22 protein-coding genes are annotated in these 24885 nt (G+C 70.1%); 17 read left to right on the top strand and 5 right to left on the bottom strand.

From position 1 onward, the window contains the following. The first annotated feature begins 38 nt into the window (after nt 1-38). Nucleotides 39-674: an MBL fold metallo-hydrolase gene (locus GTY58_RS10370; protein WP_010983407.1), complete on the top strand. Its 636-nt coding sequence runs from the start codon at nt 39-41 to the stop codon at nt 672-674. 80 nt (nt 675-754) lie between these two features. Continuing rightward, nucleotides 755-1543: an exodeoxyribonuclease III gene (locus tag GTY58_RS10365; protein ID WP_010983406.1), complete on the top strand. Its 789-nt coding sequence runs from the start codon at nt 755-757 to the stop codon at nt 1541-1543. A gap of 6 nt (nt 1544-1549) precedes the next feature. Here the strand turns inward: GTY58_RS10365 and GTY58_RS10360 are convergent, their stop codons facing one another. Continuing rightward, the gene (locus GTY58_RS10360; protein WP_010983405.1) at nt 1550-3313 is read right to left on the bottom strand and encodes an SGNH/GDSL hydrolase family protein; all 1764 of its coding nucleotides are present in this window, start codon (nt 3311-3313) and stop codon (nt 1550-1552) included. 207 nt (nt 3314-3520) lie between these two features. Between GTY58_RS10360 and GTY58_RS10355 the strand changes: the two genes are divergently transcribed. The 5 genes from GTY58_RS10355 (at nt 3521) to GTY58_RS10335 (ending at nt 7299) form a co-directional block, all read left to right on the top strand. Beyond that, on the top strand, nt 3521-3961 hold the full coding sequence (locus GTY58_RS10355) for a DUF6278 family protein (RefSeq protein WP_010983404.1): 441 nt from the start codon (nt 3521-3523) through the stop codon (nt 3959-3961). Between the two features lie 115 nt (nt 3962-4076). After that, complete coding sequence (locus GTY58_RS10350) at nt 4077-4820, top strand: amino acid ABC transporter ATP-binding protein (protein ID WP_037647305.1); 744 nt, start codon at nt 4077-4079, stop codon at nt 4818-4820. Between the two features lie 18 nt (nt 4821-4838). Continuing rightward, entirely contained in the window at nt 4839-5756 is a 918-nt protein-coding gene (locus GTY58_RS10345; RefSeq protein ID WP_010983402.1) for a glutamate ABC transporter substrate-binding protein, read from the top strand. Between the two features lie 11 nt (nt 5757-5767). Next, nucleotides 5768-6412 carry an amino acid ABC transporter permease gene (locus GTY58_RS10340; RefSeq protein ID WP_010983401.1) on the top strand — a complete coding sequence of 215 codons (645 nt, stop codon included), beginning with the start codon at nt 5768-5770 and terminating at the stop codon, nt 6410-6412. Further along, nucleotides 6409-7299 (top strand): amino acid ABC transporter permease, encoded by an 891-nt coding sequence (locus tag GTY58_RS10335; RefSeq protein ID WP_010983400.1) that lies wholly within the window; start codon nt 6409-6411, stop codon nt 7297-7299. The genes GTY58_RS10340 and GTY58_RS10335 overlap by 4 nt, the downstream gene beginning before the upstream one ends. Nucleotides 7300-7347: 48 nt before the next feature. On the opposite strand, the gene GTY58_RS10330 is transcribed toward GTY58_RS10335, so the two are convergent. Further along, on the bottom strand, nt 7348-8916 hold the full coding sequence (locus GTY58_RS10330; protein WP_010983399.1) for an alpha/beta fold hydrolase: 1569 nt from the start codon (nt 8914-8916) through the stop codon (nt 7348-7350). 116 nt (nt 8917-9032) lie between these two features. Next, nucleotides 9033-9788 (bottom strand): hypothetical protein, encoded by a 756-nt coding sequence (locus GTY58_RS10325; RefSeq protein WP_010983398.1) that lies wholly within the window; start codon nt 9786-9788, stop codon nt 9033-9035. Nucleotides 9789-9893: 105 nt separating this feature from the next. On the opposite strand from GTY58_RS10325, the gene ggt reads away from it, so the two are divergent. Then, nucleotides 9894-11693, top strand: a complete 1800-nt coding sequence (ggt, locus tag GTY58_RS10320; protein WP_010983397.1) for a gamma-glutamyltransferase — start codon at nt 9894-9896, stop codon at nt 11691-11693. 195 nt (nt 11694-11888) lie between these two features. Here ggt and map read toward each other — a convergent pair whose 3' ends face one another. Continuing rightward, nucleotides 11889-12674 carry a type I methionyl aminopeptidase gene (map, locus tag GTY58_RS10315; protein ID WP_010983396.1) on the bottom strand — a complete coding sequence of 262 codons (786 nt, stop codon included), beginning with the start codon at nt 12672-12674 and terminating at the stop codon, nt 11889-11891. A gap of 84 nt (nt 12675-12758) precedes the next feature. On the opposite strand from map, the gene GTY58_RS10310 reads away from it, so the two are divergent. The 9 genes from GTY58_RS10310 to GTY58_RS10270 all read left to right on the top strand — a co-directional run bounded on the left by GTY58_RS10310 (nt 12759) and on the right by GTY58_RS10270 (nt 23952). Continuing rightward, complete coding sequence (locus tag GTY58_RS10310) at nt 12759-13010, top strand: helix-turn-helix transcriptional regulator (RefSeq protein ID WP_037647308.1); 252 nt, start codon at nt 12759-12761, stop codon at nt 13008-13010. Nucleotides 13011-13146: 136 nt separating this feature from the next. After that, nucleotides 13147-14775 carry a hypothetical protein gene (locus tag GTY58_RS10305; protein ID WP_037647310.1) on the top strand — a complete coding sequence of 543 codons (1629 nt, stop codon included), beginning with the start codon at nt 13147-13149 and terminating at the stop codon, nt 14773-14775. A 210-nt stretch (nt 14776-14985) separates the two neighbouring features. Continuing rightward, nucleotides 14986-15828, top strand: a complete 843-nt coding sequence (locus GTY58_RS10300; RefSeq protein ID WP_010983393.1) for a nitrilase-related carbon-nitrogen hydrolase — start codon at nt 14986-14988, stop codon at nt 15826-15828. Then, a complete protein-coding gene (locus tag GTY58_RS10295) occupies nt 15825-17105 on the top strand; it encodes an aspartate aminotransferase family protein (protein WP_010983392.1) in 1281 nt (426 codons plus the stop codon). The genes GTY58_RS10300 and GTY58_RS10295 overlap by 4 nt, the downstream gene beginning before the upstream one ends. A gap of 57 nt (nt 17106-17162) precedes the next feature. Continuing rightward, the gene (locus tag GTY58_RS10290) at nt 17163-18722 is read left to right on the top strand and encodes a PucR family transcriptional regulator (protein WP_010983391.1); all 1560 of its coding nucleotides are present in this window, start codon (nt 17163-17165) and stop codon (nt 18720-18722) included. A gap of 148 nt (nt 18723-18870) precedes the next feature. Further along, on the top strand, nt 18871-19713 hold the full coding sequence (locus tag GTY58_RS10285; RefSeq protein WP_010983390.1) for a nitrilase-related carbon-nitrogen hydrolase: 843 nt from the start codon (nt 18871-18873) through the stop codon (nt 19711-19713). Between the two features lie 103 nt (nt 19714-19816). Beyond that, nucleotides 19817-21217, top strand: a complete 1401-nt coding sequence (gene hydA, locus GTY58_RS10280; protein WP_010983389.1) for a dihydropyrimidinase — start codon at nt 19817-19819, stop codon at nt 21215-21217. Nucleotides 21218-21228: 11 nt separating this feature from the next. Continuing rightward, nucleotides 21229-22254 (top strand): TIGR03842 family LLM class F420-dependent oxidoreductase, encoded by a 1026-nt coding sequence (locus GTY58_RS10275; protein WP_010983388.1) that lies wholly within the window; start codon nt 21229-21231, stop codon nt 22252-22254. Nucleotides 22255-22425: 171 nt separating this feature from the next. Beyond that, a complete protein-coding gene (locus tag GTY58_RS10270; protein ID WP_037647313.1) occupies nt 22426-23952 on the top strand; it encodes an NCS1 family nucleobase:cation symporter-1 in 1527 nt (508 codons plus the stop codon). Between the two features lie 59 nt (nt 23953-24011). Here the strand turns inward: GTY58_RS10270 and GTY58_RS10265 are convergent, their stop codons facing one another. Further along, complete coding sequence (locus tag GTY58_RS10265; RefSeq protein ID WP_010983386.1) at nt 24012-24680, bottom strand: hypothetical protein; 669 nt, start codon at nt 24678-24680, stop codon at nt 24012-24014. Nucleotides 24681-24885 lie beyond the last annotated feature (205 nt).

The raw sequence follows: 24885 nt of genomic DNA, 5'->3' as shown, positions 1-24885 counted from the left end.
GCAGCCCTCCGTCGCGTCGGCGGGGGCAGGATGGACTCATGAAGCTCACGAAGAAGTCGCACGCCTGCATCCGCCTCGAGAAGGACGGGCGCACGCTCGTCATCGACCCGGGCACCTTCAGCGAGGAGGACGCGGCCGTCGGCGCGGACGCGATCCTGGTCACGCACGAGCACCTCGACCACTTCAACGAGGACCGGCTGCGGGCGGGCCTGGAGTCCAACCCGGCGGCCGGGATCTGGACCCTGAAGTCGGTTGCCGAGAAGCTCTCCGCGGCTTTCCCGGGCCGCGTGCACACGGTCGGGCACGGTGACACCTTCACCGCCGCGGGCTTCGACGTCCAGGTGCACGGCGAACTGCACGCCGTGATCCACCCGGACATCCCGCGCATCACCAACGTCGGCTACCTGATCGACGACGGCCGCGTCTTCCACCCGGGCGACGCGCTCACCGTCCCCGACCACCCGGTCGAGACGCTGATGCTCCCCGTCATGGCCCCCTGGAGCAAGATCGCCGAGGTCATCGACTATGTGCGCGAGGTCAAGCCCCAGCGCGCGTACGACATCCACGACGCCCTCCTCACGGACCTCGCCCGCCCGATCTACGACCACCAGATCGGCGCCCTCGGCGGCTCCGAACACCTGCGTCTGACGCCGGGCGCGTCGGCCGAGGTCTGACGCCGGGACCAGTCGGGCGAGGTCCGGCGCCGGGACCACCGCGCGACCGGTTGTCATACCAGCCCGGTAGGTTGTGAGGCATGCGCATCGCCACCTGGAACGTGAACTCGATCACCGCCCGTCTCCCGAGGCTCCTGGCCTGGCTGGAGAGCAGCGGCACGGACGTGCTGTGCATCCAGGAGACCAAGACGACCGCCGAGCAGTTCCCGGCGGACGCGCTGCGCGAGCTGGGCTACGAGTCGGCGGTGCACGCCACAGGGCGGTGGAACGGCGTGGCGGTGATCTCCCGCGTCGGCCTCGAGGACGTGGTCAGGGGCCTGCCCGGCGACCCCGGCTTCGACGGCGTCCAGGAGCCCCGCGCGCTCTCCGCGACCTGCGGCCCGGTCCGCGTCTGGTCGGTGTACGTGCCGAACGGCCGCGAGGTGGAGCACCCCCACTACGCGTACAAGCTCCAGTGGTTCGAGGCCCTCAAGGCGGCGGTCGCGGGCGACGCGGCGGGCAGCCGGCCGTTCGCGGTGATGGGCGACTTCAATGTGGCGCCGACGGACGACGACGTGTACGACGTGGCCGCCTTCGAGGGCCTCACCCACGTCACCCCGGCCGAGCGCGCCGCCCTGGCGACGCTCCGTGAGGCGGGCCTGTCCGATGTCGTCCCGCGTCCGCTGAAGTACGAGCACCCCTACACGTACTGGGACTACCGCCAGCTCTGCTTCCCCAAGAACCGCGGCATGCGCATCGACCTGGTGTACGGCAACGAGCCGTTCGCCAAGGCGGTGAAGGACGCGTACGTGGACCGCGAGGAGCGCAAGGGCAAGGGCGCGTCGGACCACGCGCCGGTCGTGGTGGACCTGGACGTGCAGGACGCGTAGCAGGGCTCACAGCAGCGTCAGGTCCACCGACTCCGCCAGCGCCGCGAGGCCCGCGTCGTTGGGATGCAGATGGTCCCCGCTGTCGTATGCGGGCAGGAGGCGTGCGGGATGCCCGGGGTCGCGTACGACGGCGTCGAAGTCGAGGACGCCGTCGAAGCTCTCGCTCGCGCGGATCCAGGTGTTCACCGCGGTGCGCCGGGTGTCGGCGGCCGGGGTGCACAGGGACTCGCCCTCGCAGGGCGCGATCGTCGCGGCCAGGACGCGTAGCCCTCGCCCATGGGCTCGGTCGGCCAGCTCCCGGAGCCCCGCGATCACCTGATCCGCCGAGGCGCCCCAGCGGACGTCGTTGACGCCCTGGAAGACGACGGCCGTGCGCGCGGACGTCTGGGCCAGGACGTCACGGTCGAGCCGGTGCAGCGCGCTCACCCCGCCGGTGTCGGTGGAGATCCCGTCTCCGGGATAGCGGTCGGTGACCACACGATTCGCCGAGATGCCCTGGTTCAGCACGCCATAGTGCGGGACCACATGTTGGTTGAGCACACGGGTGGCGAGCACATTGGGCCAGCGGTGATTGGCGTCCTGCGTCGACTTCTCGCCATCGGTGATCGAGTCCCCGAGCATCACCACGGAGCCCGGCCCACCGCCCACATCCACGCCGGTCAGCAGCGGCCACGAGGTGATGGCCGAGGTGTACGCGTCCGGAGTGCCGTCGCCCGCATGGTCGCCCGGCTCGCTGACGTACGACCGCTGCACCGCGAGCCGGTGCACGGGCGCTGCGGTCACCGTCCCCGGCAGATGGAAGCTGACCAGCAATTGGGCGTCGGCCGGCACCTGGAAGCCGACGGGATCGCTGACCTCCTGCGCCCCCGCGGGGATCTCGGCCCCGGCCGCGCCCCGGAAGGAGAGCGGCACCGGTGCCGCCACGGGCCGGGCACCCGCCTCCTGCACCGCCACCGTCGCGCTGCCGATCCGCACCGGCGCCGCCGCGAACGTGTTGTCGAGCCGGATGCGCACCCGTGGCCCGCCCGCCGAGGTGTGCACCACAAGCCGCAGAGTCCGGTCCGTCCACGGGCCGACGGCCGTGTAACCGGAGGTCGAGGCCGCCCAACTGCCCGTCCAGCCACGGGTGGAAGGACGTATCGAGAGGGCGAACACATGGAGGTCGCCGCCCCGCGGCAGTGTCACCGAGGCGACCTCGCGGCCGTGCGCGAGCGGCACGGTCACGACGTACAGCCGTGCCTTCTCGGCGAGTTGACCCGCGGGGGTGTTGATGTGCGGCAGCGCCACCGCCTTGGTGGCGAGCGGGCCGGTGCGCCAGTCCGAGGCGGTGAGCCGGTACGAGGAGCGGGTGCCGTTCGCGTACCGGACCGTGCCCGTGCCGCTCACGTCGGAGCCGGCCGTGCCGGCGGCGAGGAAGGCGAGCGCGTCGCCGCGGCCGCGCAGCCGGACCGACTGGGCGTCGGCCCGTACGTTGTCGGGCTCGCCCGCCGCCCGGCGCGGCCAGGTCAGCCGTGCGCCCTGCACTGTCAGCGTGCGCCCGGGTGTCCAGCCGGCCGCCGTCAGGTCCTGCGCGGACAGGGAGCTCCCCGAGCCGTCGAAGTCCGCGGCGCCCGGCCGCTGGTCGTCGCTGACCGCGGTGTTGTCGAAGAGCCGTTCCAGTGGGACCGGTCCGGCGCCGTGCGGTGCCGCGACCGCCTCCGCCGCCGCGACCGGCGCCACACCCGCGAACAGCCCGAGCAGCGCGGCCGCCCCCCAAAGACGTCGACGCACGTCCCGCTCCTCTCCCCACGGAAGCCGAGGTGATGTCAGATCTTCCCTGAAGCTAAGGAGGCGTCGGGTACACGTCAATGCAGGCGGTGGCCGCACCCGCGGCGATCGGGCCGGATCCGTACGGGTCCGGGTCCGTGCGCGGCTCCGTGCGAGGCCAGGTCCGCGCGCCTGTGGTGCGGCAGGTCGTGCGAATGACACGCTAGGCGTATGAACATCCCTTTCCTGGGCAACTGGCGCAAGAAGCACGGTGCGGCCTTCGGTGTCGCGGTGTTCACCGACGGTGACAGTGATCGCGAAGGGGTCGCCGAACTTCTCTCGGAGTGCGAGCTGCTGCGCTCGCAGGCCGAGCAGGCGGGCGTCGAACTCGACGACTCCGCGACCTCGCTGGAGGCGCTCGACCAGCTCCTGCCGCGCTGGCGCGACGACGAGGAGATCCTGCCCTGGCTGGGAAACGACGCGGGGCTCTATCTCGGCACCGTCATCGTGCGCACGGTCGCGGGCGCCGACTGGGAGATCTGGACCAGTGGCCGGCCCACGGTGCGGCTGGCCGGCGGCCGTGAGGTCGACGTGGTCTCCGCCGGTCACGAGTGGGCGACGACCGGCGCACCGGAGCTCTCCCAGGTGTACGCGGAGGTCGCCGAACCGTAAGCCGAGGCGTAAATACGGCTAATGCCCGAAAAGTGCGTGTCGAGTATTAAGCCCGTTCCTGGCTGGATAGTTTGCGGCGACTGCGACACAGCTGAGAGTGAGTAGGGCGGGCTGCATGGCTGTCGATCCGCTGATCGAACTGCATGACGTGAACAAGTACTTCGGCGAGCTCCATGTCCTCCAGGACATCAACCTCACTGTCGGCAAGGGGGAGGTGGTCGTGGTCATCGGCCCGTCCGGGTCGGGCAAGTCGACGCTCTGCAGAACGGTCAACCGGCTCGAGACCATCGAGTCCGGCACGATCAGACTCGACGGACAGCCGGTCCCCGACGAGGGCAAGGCGCTCGCGAAACTCCGCGCCGAGGTCGGCATGGTCTTCCAGTCGTTCAACCTCTTCGCCCACAAGACCGTGCTGCAGAACGTCTCGCTGGCGCAGGTGAAGGTCCGCGGCCGCAAGAAGGACGAGGCCGACAGGCACTCCCGGGAGCTCCTCGACCGTGTGGGCCTCGCCGATCAGGCGCTCAAGTATCCGGCGCAGCTCTCCGGCGGCCAGCAGCAGCGCGTGGCCATCGCCCGCGCCCTCGCCATGAACCCCAAGGCGCTCCTGTTCGACGAACCGACCTCGGCCCTCGACCCCGAGATGATCAACGAGGTGCTGGAGGTCATGCAGCAGCTCGCCCGCGACGGCATGACCATGGTCGTCGTCACCCACGAGATGGGCTTCGCGCGCTCGGCGGCCAACCGCGTCGTCTTCATGGCCGACGGCCGCATCATCGAGGACCGCACGCCGGAGGAGTTCTTCACCAACCCGCGCACCGAGCGGGCCAAGGACTTCCTCTCCAAGATCCTCAAGCACTGAGCCGGGGGAGTGCGACCCATGATCCGCAGCACACGTGTGTGTCTTGCCCTTGCCCTCGTCCTGATCACGGCACTTCTCGCGACCGCCTGCGGCAAGGAGGGCAGTCCGCCCACCAAGGGACCGGCCACCGACAAACTGCCCGACTACCAGGTGGCGCAGGGCTTTCAGCTCAACGACTCGCCCACCTGGAAGCGGGCCAAGAAGCGCGGCTACCTCACCGTCGGCGTCAAGGAGGACCAGCCCTACCTCGGCGAGAGGGACCCGGCGAGCGGCGCCTTCTCCGGCTTCGACATCGAGATCGCCAAGATGATGTCGGCCTCGCTCGGCTTCGACCCCGGCACGATCCGCTTCAAGACCATCGCCTCCGCCAACCGTGAAACCGCCCTCCAGAACGGCCAGATCGACTACTACGTCGGCACCTACACCATCAACGACAAGCGCAAGAAGCTCGTCGGCTTCGCCGGTCCGTACTACCTGGCGGGTCAGTCCCTGCTGGTCCGCAAGGACGAGCAGGGGATCAACGGGCCGCAGGACCTGGCCGGCAAACGCGTCTGCTCGGCCGCCGGTTCCACCCCGTACCAGCGCATCCAGCAGGACTACCCGAAGGTGAAGCTCGTCGCGTACGACACGTACTCCGTCTGCGTCGACAACCTGCTCACCTACCAGGTCGACGCCGTCACCACCGACGACGCGATCCTCATCGGCTACGCGGCGAAGGTGCCCGAGGAGCTCAAGGTCGTCGGCAAGCCCTTCTCCGAGGAGCCCTACGGCATCGGCGTCCCGCGCAACGACAACGCCCTCAGGTTCGCTCTCGACGACGCGCTGGAGGCCCGTGAGAAGGACGGCGACTGGAAGAAGGCGTACGAGGCGACGCTCGGCCTGTCCGGCGTGCCGGCGCCCACCCCGCCCGCGATCGACCGCTACCCGGCGAGCTGAGCGAGGCCGATGTGAACGTACTGACAGACAACTTCTCCACCTTCGCCAAGGGATTCCTCGGGACGGTCGAACTCACCGTCTACGCCTCGGCGCTGGCACTCGTCCTCGGGTTCCTCATGGCCTCCTTCCGGGTCGCTCCCGTCGCCTCCCTGCGGGCCTTCGGCACAGCCTGGGTGACGGTGCTGCGCAACACGCCGCTCACCCTGCTGTTCTTCGCGGTGCTGCTCGGCCTGCCGCGGTTCGGACTCGTTCTGCCCTTCGAGGTGTTCGCGGTCCTCGCGCTCGGCTGCTACACCTCGGCGTTCATCTGTGAGGCGCTGCGCTCCGGCATCAACACCGTGCCCAGGGGACAGGGCGAGGCGGCCCGCAGCCTGGGCATGACGTTCGAGCAGACGCTGTCCGTGGTCGTCCTGCCCCAGGCGTTCCGCTCCGTGATCTCGCCGGTCGGCTCGACGCTCATCGCCCTCGCCAAGAACTCCGCGATCGCCGGCGCGTTCAGCGTCAACGAGCTGCTCGGCACGTACAAGACGCTCAGCGAGCTCGGCTACAACATCGTCTGGACCTTCGTCTGGATCGCCGTCGGCTACCTGATCATCACCCTCACCATCAGCGCGATCTTCAACTTTCTGGAACGCCGCTGGGGAGTCGCCCGATGACCACCAAAACCCTTGAGGCCACGGCCCTCTACGACATCCCCGGGCCCAGGACGCGACAACGGCACCGACTGTACGGGGTGTTGTCGACCGTCGTTCTGCTCGCCCTGGTCGGCTGGATCGTGTATCTCCTCTTCGACACCGGCCAGTTCACGTACACCAAGTGGATGCCCTTCGAGTACAAGGGAATCCAGGAACTGCTGCTGCGCGGTCTCGGCAACACGCTCAAGGCCTTCGGGATCGCCGCGGTACTCTCGCTGGCCCTCGGCGGCCTGCTCGCCACCGGGCGGCTCTCGGACCACGCCCCGGTGCGCTGGGTGGCCACGCTGGTCGTCGAGTTCTTCCGGGCCATGCCGGTGCTGGTGATGATCTTCTTCATCTTCGTGGCGCTCAAGGTGCAGCCGCTGCCCGCACTGGTCGCGGGACTCACCCTCTACAACGGCTCGGTGCTCGCCGAGGTCTTCCGCTCGGGCGTGGAGTCCGTCGAACGCGGTCAGCGGGAGGCCGCGTTCGCCCTCGGCATGCGCAAGACGCAGGTGATGGCGCACGTGCTCGTACCGCAGGCCGTACGCGCCATGCTGCCCGCCATCATCAGCCAGCTGGTGGTGGCCCTGAAGGATACCTCGCTCGGTTATCTGATCACCTACGAGGAGTTCCTCCACGCCGGGAAACTGATCGCGTCGAACCTCGACTACGATTTGCCGTTCATCCCCGTGGTGATGGTGATCTCGCCGATCTACATCGGGATGTGCATGCTGCTTTCCTGGTTCGCCCAGTGGGTGTCCCGGCGTGAGCAGCGCAGTCCCAAGACCGAGGCCGTGGAAGTCGCCGCGGCCGAGCCAGGGACGCTGCTGCCGCGTGGGGGTCCCCCCACGGCCCCGAGACCATAGGGGGAGCAGCAGCGCACAGGGCCAGGCCCGGCCGGCAGCAGCCGGAGATCACTGCTCGCGCAGGGGTACCGACACGTATGAGGTGTCGTGCTCCGGCGAGGAGAAGGTCAGCTGCGCGCCGGACGGGTTGTGCTCGATGTAGAGGGAGTCGACCGTGTCGACGACCAGGGCGAGGCGGTGCCCCGCCGGGACGTCGTAGGCCGTGGAGGACAGTTCCAGGTCGACGCCGAACGGCTGACCGGGGGTCTGGCCGTGGAAGGTGTACGGAGCGTTGCTGACCAGCTTGCCGACACCGAGCGGGCCCACGTCGTAGAGGTACGCGACGAGGGTGCCGCTCTCCTTGGTGCCGGTGACCGTGGTGTGCAGCTTCACCGTGCCGCGCACGTGTTGGCCGCTCGTGTACTTCTCCGACTGCCAGACGGCGGCCCAGTAGCGCGGCAGCAGCGGGATCGAGGCCATCGGGGGCAGCTGGGCGAGCTGGTCGAGGATGCTGGACAGGAAGATGAGCCCGCCGTTGGCGCCCGAGTCCACGTTCGTGTGGATCGTGGTGGTGCCCGTGAGGGCGATCTTCTTCGTCGTCGCGCCGACCGACTTCCAGTCCGGATAGCCCTCGTAGTCACCCGTGGAACGGGGCTTGAGCTGGACCGGCTGCTCGCCGTCGATGCCGTTGTCCTCGCCCTTGAGGTAGTGGTCGAACCAGCGTTCCGTGTCCGTCCACACGTCGTTGGGGACCCCGAACAGGCCGGCTATCTCGGCGGTGGCGTGGTCGCCGGGGCGGAACTCCAGGCGCTTCGGGCCGGTCAACTCCTCGTAGTACTTGGCGAGTTGATTGGGCGAGAAGATCGTGTCGCCCCAGCCGTTGGCCATGAAGACGGCCGCGCCGTTCTTGTTCATCTGGTCGATGTACGTCTCGGGGGAACGTTTCTTCCCCCAGGCGAGGAGGTCCGGCTCCGTGGACAGGTCGGAGGCGAAGAAGTCCTTGAAGACCTGCTGGAGTTCGGGGCTCGGGCGGCCGGTGAGGGTTCCGGCACCGTCCAGCAGGGCGGCCGCCTGGACGTGCTGGGTGCGGCCCGAGTAGATCGAGTCGGTGAGGTCGGCCCAGCCGCTGAGGGCCGCGACCGCCTTGATCCGCTTGTCGTGCGAGGCGGCGAGCAGGCTGATGCCGGCGCCGTACGACATGCCCGCCATGCCGACCTTCCGCGCGTCCGCCGGGGTGTGGGCGAGGGCCCAGTCGATCACTTTGGAGGCGTCCGCCACGTCGGGCGGGCCGGCCACCTCTATGTATCCGCCGGACTGCCAGAAGCCGCGGACGTTGTAGCTGACGACCACATAGCCGGAGTCCGCGAGCTTGTGGGCCTGGGCGAGGTACTCGGCCTGCGGCAGGCCCCAGCTGGTCGGCAGCACGATGAGCGGGTAGGTGCGGGAGCCGTCGGCGCCGGCGGGCGTGACGACATTGGCCTTCAGGACCGTGCCGCCGTCACCGGCGATGTCGACGAAGCTGACGCCGCCCGACGCCGCCTGTGCGGTGGGGGCGAGCCCGAGGGCGGTGCCGGCGATCAGGGTCGCCGATACGGCGCTCACTGCGGTCGTGCGCAGGGTCTTGCGTGCGTGTCCCACGGGTCACTCCTCACTTTTGTCAGTGCAAAGTGACCCGACGGTAACCGCAGCTCCTTACCTTAAGTAACCCGTCGGTAAGTTACGTGCCAGTAACGATTGTTGGAATGGCCTGAAACCTAGGAGGCGCGGTGCGAGTTGCGGGGAGCCACGACCGGCGCCGGGGTCTGCGCGGCCCGGGTGACGTCCGCGACGAGTTCGACGACATCGGGCCCGTACGCCTGGGAGTTGACGACCTTCAGGAGCAGGACGAAGGAGTTGCCGCCGTACTTGCGCGCGAGGCGCTCGTGGTTGCGGGCGAGATAGCGGGTGGCCGCCTGGTTGGTGATGGCGCGCTGGCCGCAGAAGAGGAAGACCGGTCGTGTGCCGTGGCCCAGGTCGGCGGTGAGGCGGGCGAGGAGCACGTACTCGCCCTTGCCGGACTCCAGCCGGTAGCGCTCGGTGCCGATCTGGAACGCGCCGCGGTCCGGGCCCGGTTCGGGGTCGGTGTTCACCTGTATGCCCGGCAGCAGGCTGTGGAGGTGCGCGGCCATCCGGCGGTTCGAGGACGGCCCGCCGACGCAGAACTCGGTGCGCTCGCCGAAGCCCTGCTGGGCCGCGTCGTGCGCGACGACCTGGGCGTGCGCGCCGCAGTCCTTGATCAGCGCGGAGAGTTCGAGCAGCGCGAACACGTCGTGGCGCATCACCGTCAGCTCGGGGCCGCCCGCCTCGCGGTTGACCACCAGCAGCGACTCCGAGTTGTCGGGCAGCCCGAAGAACGCCTGCTTGCGGCGCAGCTTCCGCTTCCACAGATAGGTACGGGCGATCCAGCCGAGGGCGGCGCTGATGCCGGCCGCGACCACGCCGAGGACGATGTTGCGCACGTCGTCATTCATGGGCGCGCATGCTAGCCGGGTGCGTTCTACGCTGTTGGAGGAGCCCCTGACGGGGCCATGGCGATACGGTTACGCTGCGCAGACGCCTGTGATCTGGAGGTACGGATGCGTCGGCCTGTGGCACGGAATCTGGCGGTGTTGGCGGTTTCGGCCGCGGTGGTGTCGGTGGGAGCGGCGGCTCCACCCACCGCGGTCACCTCGGTGCGGAAAGTTCCGGTCGCCGTCGGCTACGGCGGTGCCGTGTCGAGCGTCGACGCGGATGCCTCCGCCGCCGGCATCGAGGTGCTGAAGAAGGGCGGCAACGCGGTGGACGCGGCCGTCGCCACCGCCGCGGCGCTCGGCGTCACCGAGCCGTACTCGTCGGGCATCGGCGGGGGCGGCTACTTCGTCTACTACGACGCCAAGTCCCGTACGGTGCGCACCATCGACGGCCGGGAGACCGCGCCGCTGTCCGCCGACTCCCACCTGTTCGAGGAGAACGGCAAGGCGCTCGCCTTCGCCGACGCCGTCACCAGCGGCCTGAGCGTGGGCACGCCCGGCTCGCCCGCCACCTGGCAGACCGCCCTCGACAAGTGGGGCAGCAAGCGGCTCGGCACGGTGCTGAAGCCGGCGGAGCGGATCGCGCGCGACGGCTTCACGGTCGACAGCACCTTCCGCACCCAGACCGCCTCCAACGAGGCCCGGTTCCGCTACTTCCCGGACACGGCGAAGCTGTTCCTGCCGAACGGTGAGCTGCCGGTGGTCGGTTCCACCTTCAAGAACCCCGATCTCGCCCGCACCTACGCCGAGCTGGGCACCAAGGGCGTCGACGCGGTCTACCGCGGCGATCTCGGCGAGGACATCGTCGCCACCGTGAACAAGCCGCCCGTGGAGCCAAGTTCGGGCTGGAACGCCCGGCCCGGCCGACTCTCGGCCAAAGACCTCGAGGCCTACCGCGCGAAGCTCCAGGCGCCCACGAAGACCTCGTACCGGGGCCTCGACGTCTACTCCATGGCCCCCTCCTCCTCGGGCGGCACGACGGTCGGCGAGGCGCTCAACATCCTGGAGAAGACCGACCTGTCGAAGGCCGACGAGGTGCAGTACCTGCACCACTACATCGAGGCCAGCCGGATCGCGTTCGCGGACCGGGGGCGCTGGGTGGGCGACCCCGCCTTCGAGGACGTACCCACGAAGGAACTGCTGTCGCAGAAGTACGCCGACTCGCGCGCGTGCCTCATCAGCGACGACGCGGTGCTGACCAGCCCGCTGGCGCCGGGTGATCCGCGCAGTCCGGCGAAGGCCTGCGCCACCGGGGGCACGGCGGCTCCGACGACGTACGAGGGCGAGAACACCACGCACCTCACGGTGGCCGACAAGTGGGGCAACGTCGTCGCCTACACGCTCACCATCGAGCAGACCGGCGGCAGCGGCATCACGGTCCCCGGCCGCGGCTTCATCCTGAACAACGAACTGACGGACTTCTCCTTCACCCCGGCGAACCCGGCCGTGCACGACCCGAACCTGCCCGGCCCCGGCAAGCGCCCGCGCTCGTCGATCTCGCCGACGATCGTGCTCGACCGGCACGACAAGCCGGTCGTCGCGCTCGGTTCGCCGGGCGGCGCGACCATCATCACGACCGTGCTGCAGACCCTGACCGGGTTCCTCGACCGCGGGCTGCCGCTGGTCGACGCGATCGCCGCGCCGCGCGCCAGCCAGCGCAACGCGGCCCAGACGGAGCTCGAACCGGGCCTGTACGACAGCACGCTCAGGGGCAAGCTGGAAGCCATCGGGCACTCCTTCAAGCTGAACCCGGAGATCGGCGCGGCGACGGGCGTGCAGCGCCTGTCGAACGGCAAGTGGCTGGCCGCGGCGGAGAAGGTGCGCCGGGGCGGCGGGTCGGCGATGGTGGTGCGGCCGGCGTCGTAGACGGGCCCAGGTGTTCGGCCGCCGCCCCGGCGCAGCCGTGGCGCGACAGGCGGTGGCCGGACACCGGTGGGGCGCGGACCGCCCGGCCGGCGGCCGTGTGCGGGGCTCTGAACCGGTCCGCGTCCGCGCGGACGTGCCGTCGCTGAGACGCCTGCCGCCGGCCGCCGCGCGTGCGTTCTCGGGCGGTGTGGGTCTTCAGGCGGCGTGGGTCTTTGTGCGGGCTGTCAGGATCCGGGGTCCCGCGTCGGTGATCGCCACCGTGTGCTCCGCGTGGGCCGCGCGTGAACCGTCGTCGGTACGGAGGGTCCAGCCGTCCGCCGCCGCGTGGAAACCGTCCGTGCCGCCGCCGATCAGCATCGGCTCGATCGCCAGCACCATGCCGTGGCGCAGCGGCAGACCGCGGCCGGGGCGGCCCTCGTTCGGCACCGGCGGGTCCTCGTGCATCCGGCGGCCCACGCCGTGACCGCCGAAGCCGTCCGGGATGCCGTACCCCGCCGCCCGGCACACCGAGCCGATCGCGTGCGCGATGTCCCCGATGCGGTTGCCGACGACGGCCGCCGCGATGCCCGCGGCCAGCGCGCGTTCGGCGGTCTCCACGAGCCGTACGTCCGCGGCCCGGGGCGTGCCCACGATGAAGCTGATCGCCGAGTCGCCGACCCAGCCGCCCAGTTCGGCCCCGAAGTCGACGGAGACCAGGTCGCCGTCGCGCAGCCGGTACCCGTCCGGGATGCCGTGCACGATCGCCTCGTTGACGGAGGCGCAGATGACCGCCGGGAAGGGCGTGGGCGCGAACGACGGCCGGTAGCCGAGGAAGGGCGACGAGGCCCCCGCCTCCCGCAGTACTCCGCGTGCCACCTCGTCCAGCTCCAGCAGGGAGACGCCCACGTCGGCGGCCTCCCGCACCGCCGTGAGAGCTCTCCCCACGACCTGGCCCGCCTCGTGCATCGCGTCGATCGACGTATCCGTCTTGAGTTCCACCATGCCAATTATTATACCGGTAGGGCCCTATTGGCATAACGCCCGATCGGCTCTCCGGCGGAGGCGAGCCGGTATTAGAATGTGGTCATGGTGCGCACCCCGCTGACCCCCGAAGAACATGAACGCGGCGAGCGGCTCGGGCAGTTGCTGCGCGAGGCCCGTGGTAGTCGCACCATGGCCGACGTCGCCGCGAGTGCCGGCCTCTCGGCGGAGACCCTGCGCAAGATCGAGACCGGCCGCGCCCCGACCCCGGCCTTCTTCACCGTCGCGGCGCTGGCGCGCGCACTCGGACTGTCCATGGACGACATCGCCGGGCGGTGCGTACTGATCGGCGTATGAGCGGGGGCGCGCACGGACGCCCCGCGCTTCGGCGGAGCGCTCTGCGTCCGGTCTGAAAACTCCTCGTAGCCGTTCCGTAACACGGTTGGTGTTTTCTACCGGATCGGAGTACTCCAGTCTGGCGGGAGTTGTGGCGATGGCTGTGGAACAACTCCCGAGACAGGTGGGGGAGTTCGCGAGGTACCTGAACGGCCTGCTGGCCAGGCTCGATCAGGACGGCGGCTGGTGCGGAGTGTTCTGGCAGCGGGACCCCGACGGCATGCGGGCCTGTCTCGACGGCTGGGAGGTGCCGCCCTGGGACGTGGTGGAGGCGCTCCTCCAGGACCTCGCCGCGGAATACGGTCCCGGGGCCGTGGCCGAGGAGGCCGAGCGGGCCCGCTCGCTGCACGCCGCCTCGCTCGCCGCGTACGACGCCCGGCCCGGCGGCCGCGACGCCCTCGGCGACCGGCTGGACGTGATGCTCCGCGAACAGCGCTACGCCGCCGAGCGCCAGGCGGAGCTGGGCCGGCTGCTTCCGTCGGCCGGCTCCCACGAGGAGGCCGACTCCGTCCGCCTGGACCTCGCCTGGGCCCGCGACGACCACGACCGTGCGACGGCCCGCTGCGCGGAGCTACGGCGCCGCATGGAGGACCTGGACCGCCGCGCCCTGCGCGCCCATGGACAGGGCACGCAGCACTTCCCGCCGAGCGGGAGCGGGACCGGGGGTGTTTTCCGGGCGCAGGAGGCCGGACAGCGGGAGCCGGACGGGACCGGCGACAGTCGTCCTCGGCGGCTGCGTCCACAGCAGCAGGGCTATGGACCGACCGGCCACGCCGACCTCTCCGGCCGCACAGACCTCACCGGTCCCACCGGTCCCACCGGTTCCACCGGTCCCACTGATTCCACTGATTCCACCGGCTTTGACGGCCTCACCGGCCCCGCTGACCCAGCCGACCCCGTCAGTCCCACCGGTCCCACCGATCCCACCGATCCGCCCCACACCACCGACAACCCCCCGCCCGTCACCTCCGCAGCCCCGGCCACCATGCCCAAGCAGCGCGGAAAGCGCCGCCCCCGGGGCAGCGCCCGCTTCGCCGGGATGATCGACGCGCAGGAGACACCGCCCGCCGCCACCCTGCCCGCCGCACCCGCTCCCGCGCCCGCACCGAACACCGGCCGCACCCCCCGCGGCGCCCGCTTCGCCGGAGCCGCCGGGCAGGCCCCGGCGGCGAAGCCCCGACGCGAGCCGCTGGACGACGAGGCGCGCCGCGACACCATCGAGACCGTGCGCACACTGACCCGACTGCGCGGCGAGGGCCGCAGCGGTGAGGCGCACGCGCTGCTCGTCGAGGCCGCGTACTGGCCCGCCGCCCGCTTCCCGCTGCTCGCCGCCGAACTGCACCGCGTCGGCCTCGGCGCCGACTGGGCCACCCTCCTGTGGGAGGCGGCCTCGCTCCCCGCCGACCGCCTGGTCGCCGCCGCGGACGCGCTCGTCGCGGCGGGCCGCACGGTGGACGGGCAACAGATGCTGCGGCAGGGGGTGGTCCGGCCCGCCCCGGAGATCGGCGAGGCCCTGCTCGGGCTCACCGGCGACGGCCGCCACCGCGAGGCCCGCGCCCTGCTCGACGCGTACGTACGCATCCGCACTCCGGAGGAAGCGGCCCGCAGTGTCGAGGCGGACCCGCACACGCTCGTCCCCCTGCTCCTGGAGGCGGCCCGGGGCGTCTCCGAGGAATGCCACTGGGACCTCGTCCACGCCCTCCGTGTCGCCGGGTTCACGACCTGACACACCTGGGGCGCGCGAGGCACCAGGGGTTGCGCCGCACGGCCGGCCACTCACCCACAGGGGTGCGAAACGTGATCGACTCCGCGGGTTAACGACGATGGTCTTGGCAAGGCCGTCCCGGAGGCTTACGTTCGAGCCTCTACCGCCTGTGTCTACGGGCGTAGAGGCTCTCTGACGTCCCCGCGAGGACAACAGGCAAAGGAGCGGCACATGGCCCACGTCGTACGCGCCGCACTGGTCCAGGCGACCTGGACCGGTGACACCGAATCCATGATCGCCAAGCATGTGGAGCACGCCCGCGAGGCGGCCCGGCAGGGCGCGAAGGTGATCGGTTTCCAGGAGGTCTTCAACGCCCCCTACTTCTGTCAGGTCCAGGAGCCCGAGCACTACCGCTGGGCCGAGCCGGTACCGGACGGACCCACGGTGGTTCGTATGCAGGAGCTCGCGCGCGAGACCGGCATGGTGATCGTCGTGCCCGTGTTCGAGGTGGAGCAGTCCGGCTTCTACTTCAACACCGCGGCCGTGATCGACGCCGACGGCACCTACCTGGGCAAGTACCGCAAGCACCACATCCCCCAGGTGAAGGGCTTCTGGGAGAAGTACTACTTCAAACCGGGGAACATGGGCTGGCCCGTCTTCGACACCGCGGTCGGCAAGGTCGGCGTCTACATCTGCTACGACCGTCACTTCCCGGAGGGCTGGCGGCAGCTCGGCCTCAACGGCGCCCAGCTCGTCTACAACCCCTCCGCCACCTCGCGCGGTCTGTCCGCCTACCTCTGGCAGCTGGAGCAGCCCGCCGCGGCCGTCGCCAACGAGTACTTCATCGCCGCGATCAACCGCGTCGGCCAGGAGGAGTACGGCGACAACGACTTCTACGGGACGAGCTACTTCGTCGACCCGCGCGGGCAGTTCGTGGGCGAGGTCGCCAGCGACAAGTCCGAGGAACTCGTCGTCCGTGACCTCGACTTCGACGTCATCGACGAAGTGCGGCAGCAGTGGGCCTTCTACCGCGACCGCCGCCCCGACGCCTACGAAGGGCTGGTGCGGCCGTGAGCGACCTGTACGGGCGTCACCGGTCCGTCCTGCCCGACTGGCTCGCGCTCTACTACGCGGACCCGATCGAGATCACCCACGGCGAGGGCCGCCACGTCTGGGACGCGGCAGGCAACAGGTATCTCGACTTCTTCGGCGGCATCCTCACCACCATGACCGCGCACGCGCTGCCCGAGATCACCAAGGCGGTGAGCGAGCAGGCCGGGCGGATCGTCCACTCCTCGACCCTCTACCTCAACCGGCCGATGGTCGAACTCGCGGAGCGGATCGCCCAGTTGTCGGGCATCCCGGACGCCCGGGTCTTCTTCACCACGTCCGGCACCGAGGCCAACGACACCGCGCTGCTGCTGGCGACGACGTACCGGCAGAGCAACCAGATCCTGGCGATGCGCAACAGCTACCACGGCCGCTCGTTCAGCGCGGTCGGCATCACCGGCAACAAGGGCTGGTCGCCCACCTCGCTGTCACCCCTGCAGACGCTGTACGTGCACGGTGGCGTCCGCACCCGCGGCCCGTACGCCGAACTCGGCGACGCCGACTTCATCGCGGCCTGCGTGGAGGACCTGAAGGACCTGCTCGGCCACATCCGCCCGCCCGCCGCCCTGATCGCCGAACCCGTCCAGGGCGTCGGCGGCTTCACCGCACCGCCCGACGGGCTGTACGCGGCCTTCCGGGAGGTACTCCAGGAGCAGGGCATCCTGTGGATCGCCGACGAGGTGCAGACCGGCTGGGGCCGCACCGGCGAGCACTTCTGGGGCTGGCAGGCACACGGGCAGAGCGGCCCGCCGGACATCCTCACCTTCGCCAAGGGCATCGGCAACGGCATGTCCATCGGTGGCGTCGTCGCCCGCGCCGACATCATGAACTGCCTGGACGCCAACTCCATTTCGACCTTCGGCGGCACCCAGATCACCATGGCGGCCGGCCTCGCCAACCTCATCTACCTCCTCGAACACGATCTCCAGGGCAATGCCCGGCGCGTGGGCGGCCTGCTCATCGAGCGGCTGCGGGCCATCGGCGCGCAGCTTCCCGTCGTACGGGAGGTGCGTGGGCGCGGGCTCATGATCGGCATCGAGCTGGTCAAGCCCGGCACCGACGAGGCGAACCCGCAGGCGGCGTCCGCCGTGCTCGAAGCCGCCCGTGAGGCGGGCCTGCTGCTCGGCAAGGGCGGCGCCCACAACACCAGCGCGCTGCGCATCGCCCCGCCGCTCTCGCTCACCGTCGCCGAGGCGGAAGAGGGCGCCGCGATCCTCGACCGCGCCCTGAGGAGTGTCTGAACCATGAGGTGTCTTCCGTAACACCTGAGCAGCAGGCCCGAGCAAGGGAACGTCGCCATGACCACCGCCCTGGAACCCGCCCTGTCGGTACGCCAGGTCCTCACCCTGGACCGGGTACTCGCCGGAGAGCCCGAGGTGGTGGCCGGCGCCGGTCACCTCGACCGGCCCGTGCGCTGGGTGCACGTCGCCGAGGCCGCCGACGTCGGAGTGATGCTCACCGGCGGCGAGATGGTCCTCACCACCGGGGTGCTGCTGGCCGGCGACCCGGAGGCGCAGGCCGAGTACATCCGCTCGCTGCACCGCGCGGAGGCCGCGGCCGTCGTCCTCGGACTCGGCCGGGCCTTCCCGGCGCCGCCGGACGTGATGCGCCGGGCCGCGGAGCGCTGCGGTCTGCCCATGGTGGTGCTCCACCGGCCCTTCCCGTTCGCCGAGTTGACGGAAGAGGTCCAATCCCGGCTCGTACGACAGAAGTTCGCGGCCGTCAGCCTGTCCGAGGCGGTACGCACGGCGCTCACCGGACTCATCACGGCGGGCGCTCCTCTGCAGCGGATGCTCGACGAGATCGCCGGGCACGCCGCCTGTCCCGTCGTCGTCACCAATCTCGCGCACCGCGTCCTCGCCACGGCGGGGGAGCGGTCCGCGGTCGACGACGTGTTGCGTGACTGGGAGCGCATAGCGCGTCAGGCGGGCGGCAGCGAGGGCGCCGGCTGGGTCCGGGCCGAGCTGGGCGGGCGGGGTGAGCGCTGGGGCCGGATCGTACTGTGCGGATACCGCGGCGACGCCGCCACGGGGCGCCTGCTCGCCGACCGGGCCGCCGAGGCGCTGGTCCTGCACCGGATGCTCGGCGGCTCCGCCCACACCTGGGAGGAGCAGTCCGCGCAGGGCCTGCTGACGGACCTCGTCTCCGGTGTCGTACCGGCCCGTCAGCTCCTGCCGCGTGCGCGGGCCGCCGGACTGCCCGTCAACCGCCGGACTTTCGTGCCGCTCGTCGTACGGGACGGGGAGCCGCCCGTGCTCGACCGCGTCCTGCGCATGCTGGGGCTGCCCGGACTCGTCGCCGAACTGGCCGACGGAGCCACCGCCGTGCTGCTCAGCCTCGCCCGGGACCAGGACGCGGAGGCACTCTCGGCGCACTTCGCCACCCGGCTGCGTACGGAGTCCGGGGCGAGCGGGACCGTGGTCGCCGCCGCCGATCCGCGTACCGCCTGGGACGACGTGCCCGCCGGGCTGCGTGAGGCCCAGCACGTGGCCGACGCCGTGGCCGAGAACTCGGCCGTGCTGGACCTGCCGGCCGTGGTGCGCCTGAGGGACGTCCATCTGCGCGGTCTGATCCGGCTGCTGCGGGACGACCCGTACGTCCAGTCCTTCGCCGAGCGCGAGCTGAACGGGCTGCTGTGCGGACGCGACGCCGAGTCGGACCTGCTGCCCGTACTGCGCACCTATCTGGCCACCGGCCGCAACAAGTCCCGCACCGCGCAGCTCCACCACGTCAGCCGGCCCGCGCTCTACCGCAGGCTGGAGGCCATCCAGGCGCGGCTCGGCGTCGACCTCGACGACTTCGAACAGGCCGCCTCCGTCCACATCGCGCTGCTCGCACACGATGCCCAACAGGGGTGAAACGGCGTGGACAAGAGCAGGAAACACGTGCGTTCGGACAGGGGTGACACCGTGGAACGCCAGGTGTCCGCAGACGTGACACGGTGCAACTCAATCCGGGTCCCAGGACTTTCTAGGCTCGCCGCACACCGAGCGACCGGAGGTCCCGATGAGCAGAGTGATCCGCGCCGCCGTCTTCCAGACCGCATGGACCGGCGACAAGGAATCGATGATCCAGGTCCACGAGCAGGCGGTCCGCGACGCGGCCGCACAGGGCGCACAGGTCCTGTGTTTCCAGGAGCTGTTCTACGGTCCCTACTTCTGCCAGGTCCAGGACAAGGCGTTCTACGAGTACGCCGAGCAGATCCCGCACGGCCCGATCGTCAAGCGCTTCCAGGCGCTGGCCAGGGAACTGGGCATCGTCCTGGTCCTGCCGATGTACGAGGAGGAGCAGCCCGGCGTCCTCTACAACACCGCGGCCGTGATCGACGCCGACGGCTCGTACCTGGGCAAGTACCGCAAGACCCACATTCCGCAGGTCGAGGGATTCTGGGAGAAGTTCTACTTCCGCCCCGGCAACAGCGGGTGGCCGGTCTTCGACACCGCCGTCGGCAGGATCGGTGTCTACATCTGCTACGACCGTCACTTCCCGGAGGGCTGGCGGGCGCTGGGCCTGGCGGGCGCCGAGATCGTGTTCAACCCGTCGGCCACCTCGCGCGGTCTGTCCGGCTACCTCTGGCAGCTGGAGCAGCCGGCGGCGGCGGTCGCCAACGAGTACTTCGTCGGCGCCATCAACCGCGTGGGCGTCGAGGAGCTGGGCGACAACGACTTCTACGGGACCTCGTACTTCGTGGACCCGGAGGCGCAGTTCGTCGGCGAGGTGGCGAGCGACAAGGAGACCGAACTCGTCGTCCGCGACCTGGACCTGGCCAAGCTGCGGGAAGTGCGCGACCGCTGGCAGTTCTACCGCGACCGCGCCCCGGGCGCGTACGGGCCCCTGACCGCTCCGTAGCCGGCCGGGCGTTCGCCGGTCCGGTGCACGGGCGGCCGGACCGGCGGGACCGACCGCCGCACCAGACAGCAGTGCTGACCACGGTAGGAGTAGGAGAGGGAGCATGAGCCGTACCGTCATCCGCGGTGGCCTCGTCGTCACCGCGTCCGACGAGATCCACGCCGACGTCCTGATCGAGGACGGCCGCATCGTCGCCCTCGCCGCCTCGGGCACCCCGGCCGCCGAGGCCTGGACGGCCGAGCGGACCATCGACGCCACCGGAAAGTACGTGATTCCGGGCGGAGTCGACGCCCACACCCACATGGAACTGCCCTTCGGCGGCACCTTCGCCTCCGACTCCTTCGAGACGGGTACGCGGGCCGCGGCCTGGGGCGGTACGACGACGATCGTCGACTTCGCGGTGCAGAGCGTGGGCCATTCGCTGCGCGAGGGCCTGGACGCCTGGAACGCCAAGGCCGATGGCAAGTGCGCCATCGACTACGCCTTCCACATGATCGTCTCGGACGTCAACAACGAGACGCTGAAGGAGATGGACCTCCTCGTCGAGGAGGGCGTCACCTCCTTCAAGCAGTTCATGGCCTATCCCGGCGTCTTCTACAGCGACGACGGCCAGATCCTGCGCGCCATGCAGCGCTCCGCCGAGAACGGCGGCCTGATCATGATGCACGCCGAGAACGGCATCGCGATCGACGTGCTGGTCGAGCAGGCGCTGGCCCGCGGTGAGACCGACCCCCGGTATCACGGCGAGGTCCGCAAGGCCCTGCTGGAGGCCGAGGCCACCCACCGCGCCATCAAGCTCGCGCAGGTCGCGGGCGCTCCGCTGTACGTCGTGCACGTCTCGGCGCAGGAAGCGGTCGCCGAGCTGGCACGGGCGCGCGACGAGGGACTGAACGTCTTCGGCGAGACCTGTCCGCAGTACCTGTTCCTGTCGACCGACAACCTCGCCGAGCCCGACTTCGAGGGCGCCAAGTACGTGTGCAGCACGCCTCTTCGCCCCAAACAGCACCAGGCCGCGTTGTGGCGCGGGTTGCGCACCAACGACCTCCAGGTCGTCTCCACCGACCACTGCCCCTTCTGCTTCGTCGGCCAGAAGGAGCTCGGCCGGGGCGACTTCTCCAAGATCCCCAACGGTCTGCCGGGGGTCGAGAACCGTATGGACCTGCTCCACCAGGCCGTCGTCGACGGGCACATCTCGCGCCGCCGCTGGATCGAGATCGCCTGCGCCACCCCGGCCCGGATGTTCGGCCTGTACCCGAAGAAGGGGACCATCGCGCCGGGCGCCGACGCCGATGTCGTCATCTACGACCCGCACGCCGAGCAGATCATCTCGGCCGAGACGCACCACATGAACGTCGACTACTCGGCGTACGAGGGCAGGCGCGTCACGGGACGGGTCGAGACCGTGCTCTCGCGGGGCGAACCGGTCATCACCGAGCGGGAGTTCACCGGGCGCGCGGGGCATGGCGTCTACACCCCCCGCTCCACCTGTCAGTACCTGAACTAGGAGTGGCGCACATGGACTTCGGACTCGTCCTGCAGACCGACCCGCCGGCCTCGCGTGTCATCAGCCTGATGAAGCGGGCCGAACGCAACGGCTTCCGCTACGGCTGGACTTTCGACTCGGCCGTGCTGTGGCAGGAACCGTTCGTGATCTACAGTCAGATTCTCGCCAACACGCAGAAGTTGACGGTCGGCCCCATGGTGACGAACCCGGGCACCCGCACCTGGGAGGTCACCGCCTCCACCTTCGCGACGCTGAACGACATGTTCGGCAACCGCACGGTGTGCGGCATCGGCCGTGGCGACTCCGCGATGCGCGTCGCCGGGCGCAAGCCCAACACCCTCGCCCGTATAAGCGGTGCCATGAAGGTGATCCGTGCCCTCGGCCGCGGCGATGAGGCCGACCTCGGCGGTACGGTCGTCAAGTTCCCGTGGGTCAAGCCGGGCGCCGAACTCCCGGTCTGGATGGCCGCTTACGGCCCGAAGGCCCTGAAGATGACCGGCGAGGAGGCGGACGGGTTCATCCTCCAGCTGGCCGACCTCTATCTGACGGAGTACATGGTCAAGGCCGTCAAGGACGCGGCCGTGGCGGCCGGGCGCGACCCGTCCGAGGTCAGGATCTGCGTCGCCGCGCCGGCGTACGTCACGGCGGACGACTCGCCCGAGGCGCTCGCCCACGCGCGCGAGCAGTGCCGTTGGTTCGGCGGGATGGTCGGCAACCATGTCGCCGATCTCGTCTCCAAGTACGGCGAGCACTCCGCCGCCGTACCCGACGAACTCACCGACTACATCAAGGCCCGCGAGGGCTACGACTACTCCCACCACGGGCGTACCGACAACCCCGACACCGCGTTCGTGCCGGACGAGATCGTCGACCGGTTCTGCCTGATCGGCACGGTCGAGCAGCACATCGAGAAGCTGAACGCCCTGCGTGAGCTGGGCGTCGACCAGTTCGCCGTCTACGACATGCACGACGCGCAGGAAGCCGTCATCGACGCCTACGGGACGAAGATCATCCCGGCCGTCAACGGCCCGCAGTAACGGCAACTGCCGCCGGTAAACGTCAACTGTCGGCATTGACAGGGCCGTTGGCCCGCTCCTCGGATCGTCCCCTTCCCGCCGCCCGGGAAGGGGACAGGGCGCTCTCCGCGCACCCCCCCCAAGCGCCACCCGCACGGCCTTTCCCGTCCCGCCTCATTGATTGGCCTGCCCATGACCGAGACCGTCCCTCCGGACAGCCCGCCCACCGCCCAAGTCACCCTGCCCGACGGACGGGTGGAGATCGCCCCGGACGCGCCCGCCCCCAGCGGCCCCTACGCCAACGAGGACCTGCTTCCGGTCCCGGTCGAAAAGCGCACCTGGACCACGTACAACTTCTCCGCCCTGTGGGTCGGCATGGCCCACAACACCGCTTCCTGGACCCTCGCCTCCGGTCTGATAGCCGTCGGCATGGACTGGAAGCAGGCCGTGCTCACCATCGCGCTGGCCAACCTGATCGTGCTGGTCCCGATGCTGCTCACCGGGCATGCGGGACCCAAGTACGGCATACCCTTCCCCGTCTTCGCCCGCGCCTCCTTCGGCATCCGCGGCGCCAACCTGCCCGCTGTCGTACGGGCGTTGGTGGCGTGCGGCTGGTTCGGCATCCAGACCTGGATCGGCGGCGAGGCGATCTACTTCCTCGCCGGGAAGCTCTTCGGCGACAGCTGGGCGAACGCCTCGAAGGTCGGCGGCTACGCCTGGACCATGTGGCTGTCGTTCGCGATCTTCTGGGTGCTCCAGGTCGCCATCATCTACCGGGGCATGGAGACGATCCGCCGCTTCGAGAACTGGGCGGCGCCCTTCGTCCTCGTCGGCGCCGGTGTGATGCTGTGGTGGATGAGCAGCAAGGCCGGCGGCTTCGGCCCGCTCCTCGACCAGCCCTCCAAGCTCGGCTGGGGCCCGGACTTCTGGAAGCTGTTCGCGCCGTCGCTCATGGGCATGATCGGCTTCTGGTCCACGCTGTCGCTGAACATCCCCGACTTCACCCGGTACGGCAGGAGTCAGAAGGCCCAGACCTGGGGACAGGCGCTCGGTCTGCCCACCACCATGACGTTGTTCGCGTTCCTGTCCGTCATGGTCACCTCCGGCTCCCAGGTGGTGTACGGCGAGGCGGTCTGGGACCCGGTACAGCTCGCCGCCAAGACCGACAACGTCTTCGGCATCATCTTCGCGCTGGTCACCGTGCTGGTGGCGACCCTGTCCGTGAACATCGCGGCCAACCTGGTCTCACCGGCCTTCGACTTCTCCAATATCGCGCCCCGCAAGATCAGTTTCCGCACCGGTGCGCTCGCCACCTGTGTGCTGGGTGTGCTGATCTTCCCGTGGAAGCTGTACTCGGACCCGCAGGGCTACATCTTCACCTGGCTGGGCCTGGTCGGCGGTCTGCTCGGCACGGTCGCCGGCATTCTCATCGCCGACTACTGGATCCTGCGCCGCGGCTCCCTCGACCTCGCCGACCTGTACCGCGCGGGCGGCCGCTACTGGTACGACGGCGGCTGGAACTGGCGGGCCGTCGTCGCCTTCGTGGTCGGCGGTGTGCTGGCCGTCGGAGGTGCCGACTTCCATCCCCTGATCGACGGCCGGCCCATACCGGCGCTCCAGTCGCTGGCCGACTACGGCTGGGCGGTGGGCCTCGGCACCTCGACGGTCCTGTACGTGGTGCTGATGGCGCTGCGCGGACGGGACAAGGCCGCGGTCTGACGCACCGCGGTCTGACGCACCGCGGTCTGACGCAACGGTACGGAGCGCACGGAGGACGGTCAGGCTTTCTGCCCGTCCTCCAGCGCTGCCACCGCGGCCTTCGCGGCCTTGATGGCACCCTTGTTGATCTCGTCCGTACCGGGCGCCTTCTGCGTCTCGAAGTCGCTGCCGTTGTACGTGACGGTCACCAGCGCGTTGGACACGCGAGCCATCACCACACCCTCGCGCGTCTGCTGCTTGTCCTCCGTGGTGAGGTTCACGACGGAGTAGCCCTCGTCGCCGAGTCCGGGGACCGCCCCTCCGCCGCTCTTCTCCGTAGTGCGCTGCTCGAAGGTCTTCTGTGCCGCTTTGTCCGTGTCCGATATCTCGTAGGAGACGTCGAGCCAGCGGTAGTCGTACCCCTTGAGCGCATTCCAGGAGCAGGTGCGGCGGACCGACTTGTCGGTCGACGCGATCTCCTTGCCCGCGGTCTTGGTGCCGGGGACCAGGGAGGTCACCGTCTTCTCCGGCACGGCGCCGCACGGTGCCGGGGCCGAGGCGTACGTCTTGGTGGCCGCCGTTGTCGAGGGTGCGGTGGGGCTCTGGGTCTGTGTCTTTTGTGTCGGCTTGTGCTGGGCGGTCGGTGCCGGGGCGAACGGACCCGACGTCAGGGCCCAGCCGGCCGAGGCGAGTACGGCGACCGGCAGCAGACGTGCGGTGAGGGCGAGCGGCAGAGGCAGCGAAGACACGGCGCACTTCTCGTGGGGGATGGTGCGGAGAGAGTCCGCACTGCGGACGGGACGCCAGTGTCACACGAGTATCTGTGGGGCGGAAGGGCCAACTCGCTCCGTACCTGTGCGGTCACAGTGGCTCCCTGTTGACGGGCTGTGGGCTGCCCCGCCGTCACGGGCCGCACCGCGGCCCGGAGCCGGACGCCGTGATCCGTCTCCAGTG

Source organism: Streptomyces sp. SID5469 (assembly GCF_009862865.1).
In the GTDB taxonomy this organism is placed as follows: Bacteria; Actinomycetota; Actinomycetes; order Streptomycetales; family Streptomycetaceae; genus Streptomyces; species Streptomyces avermitilis.
This window is presented reverse-complemented; position numbering and strand designations above follow the sequence as displayed.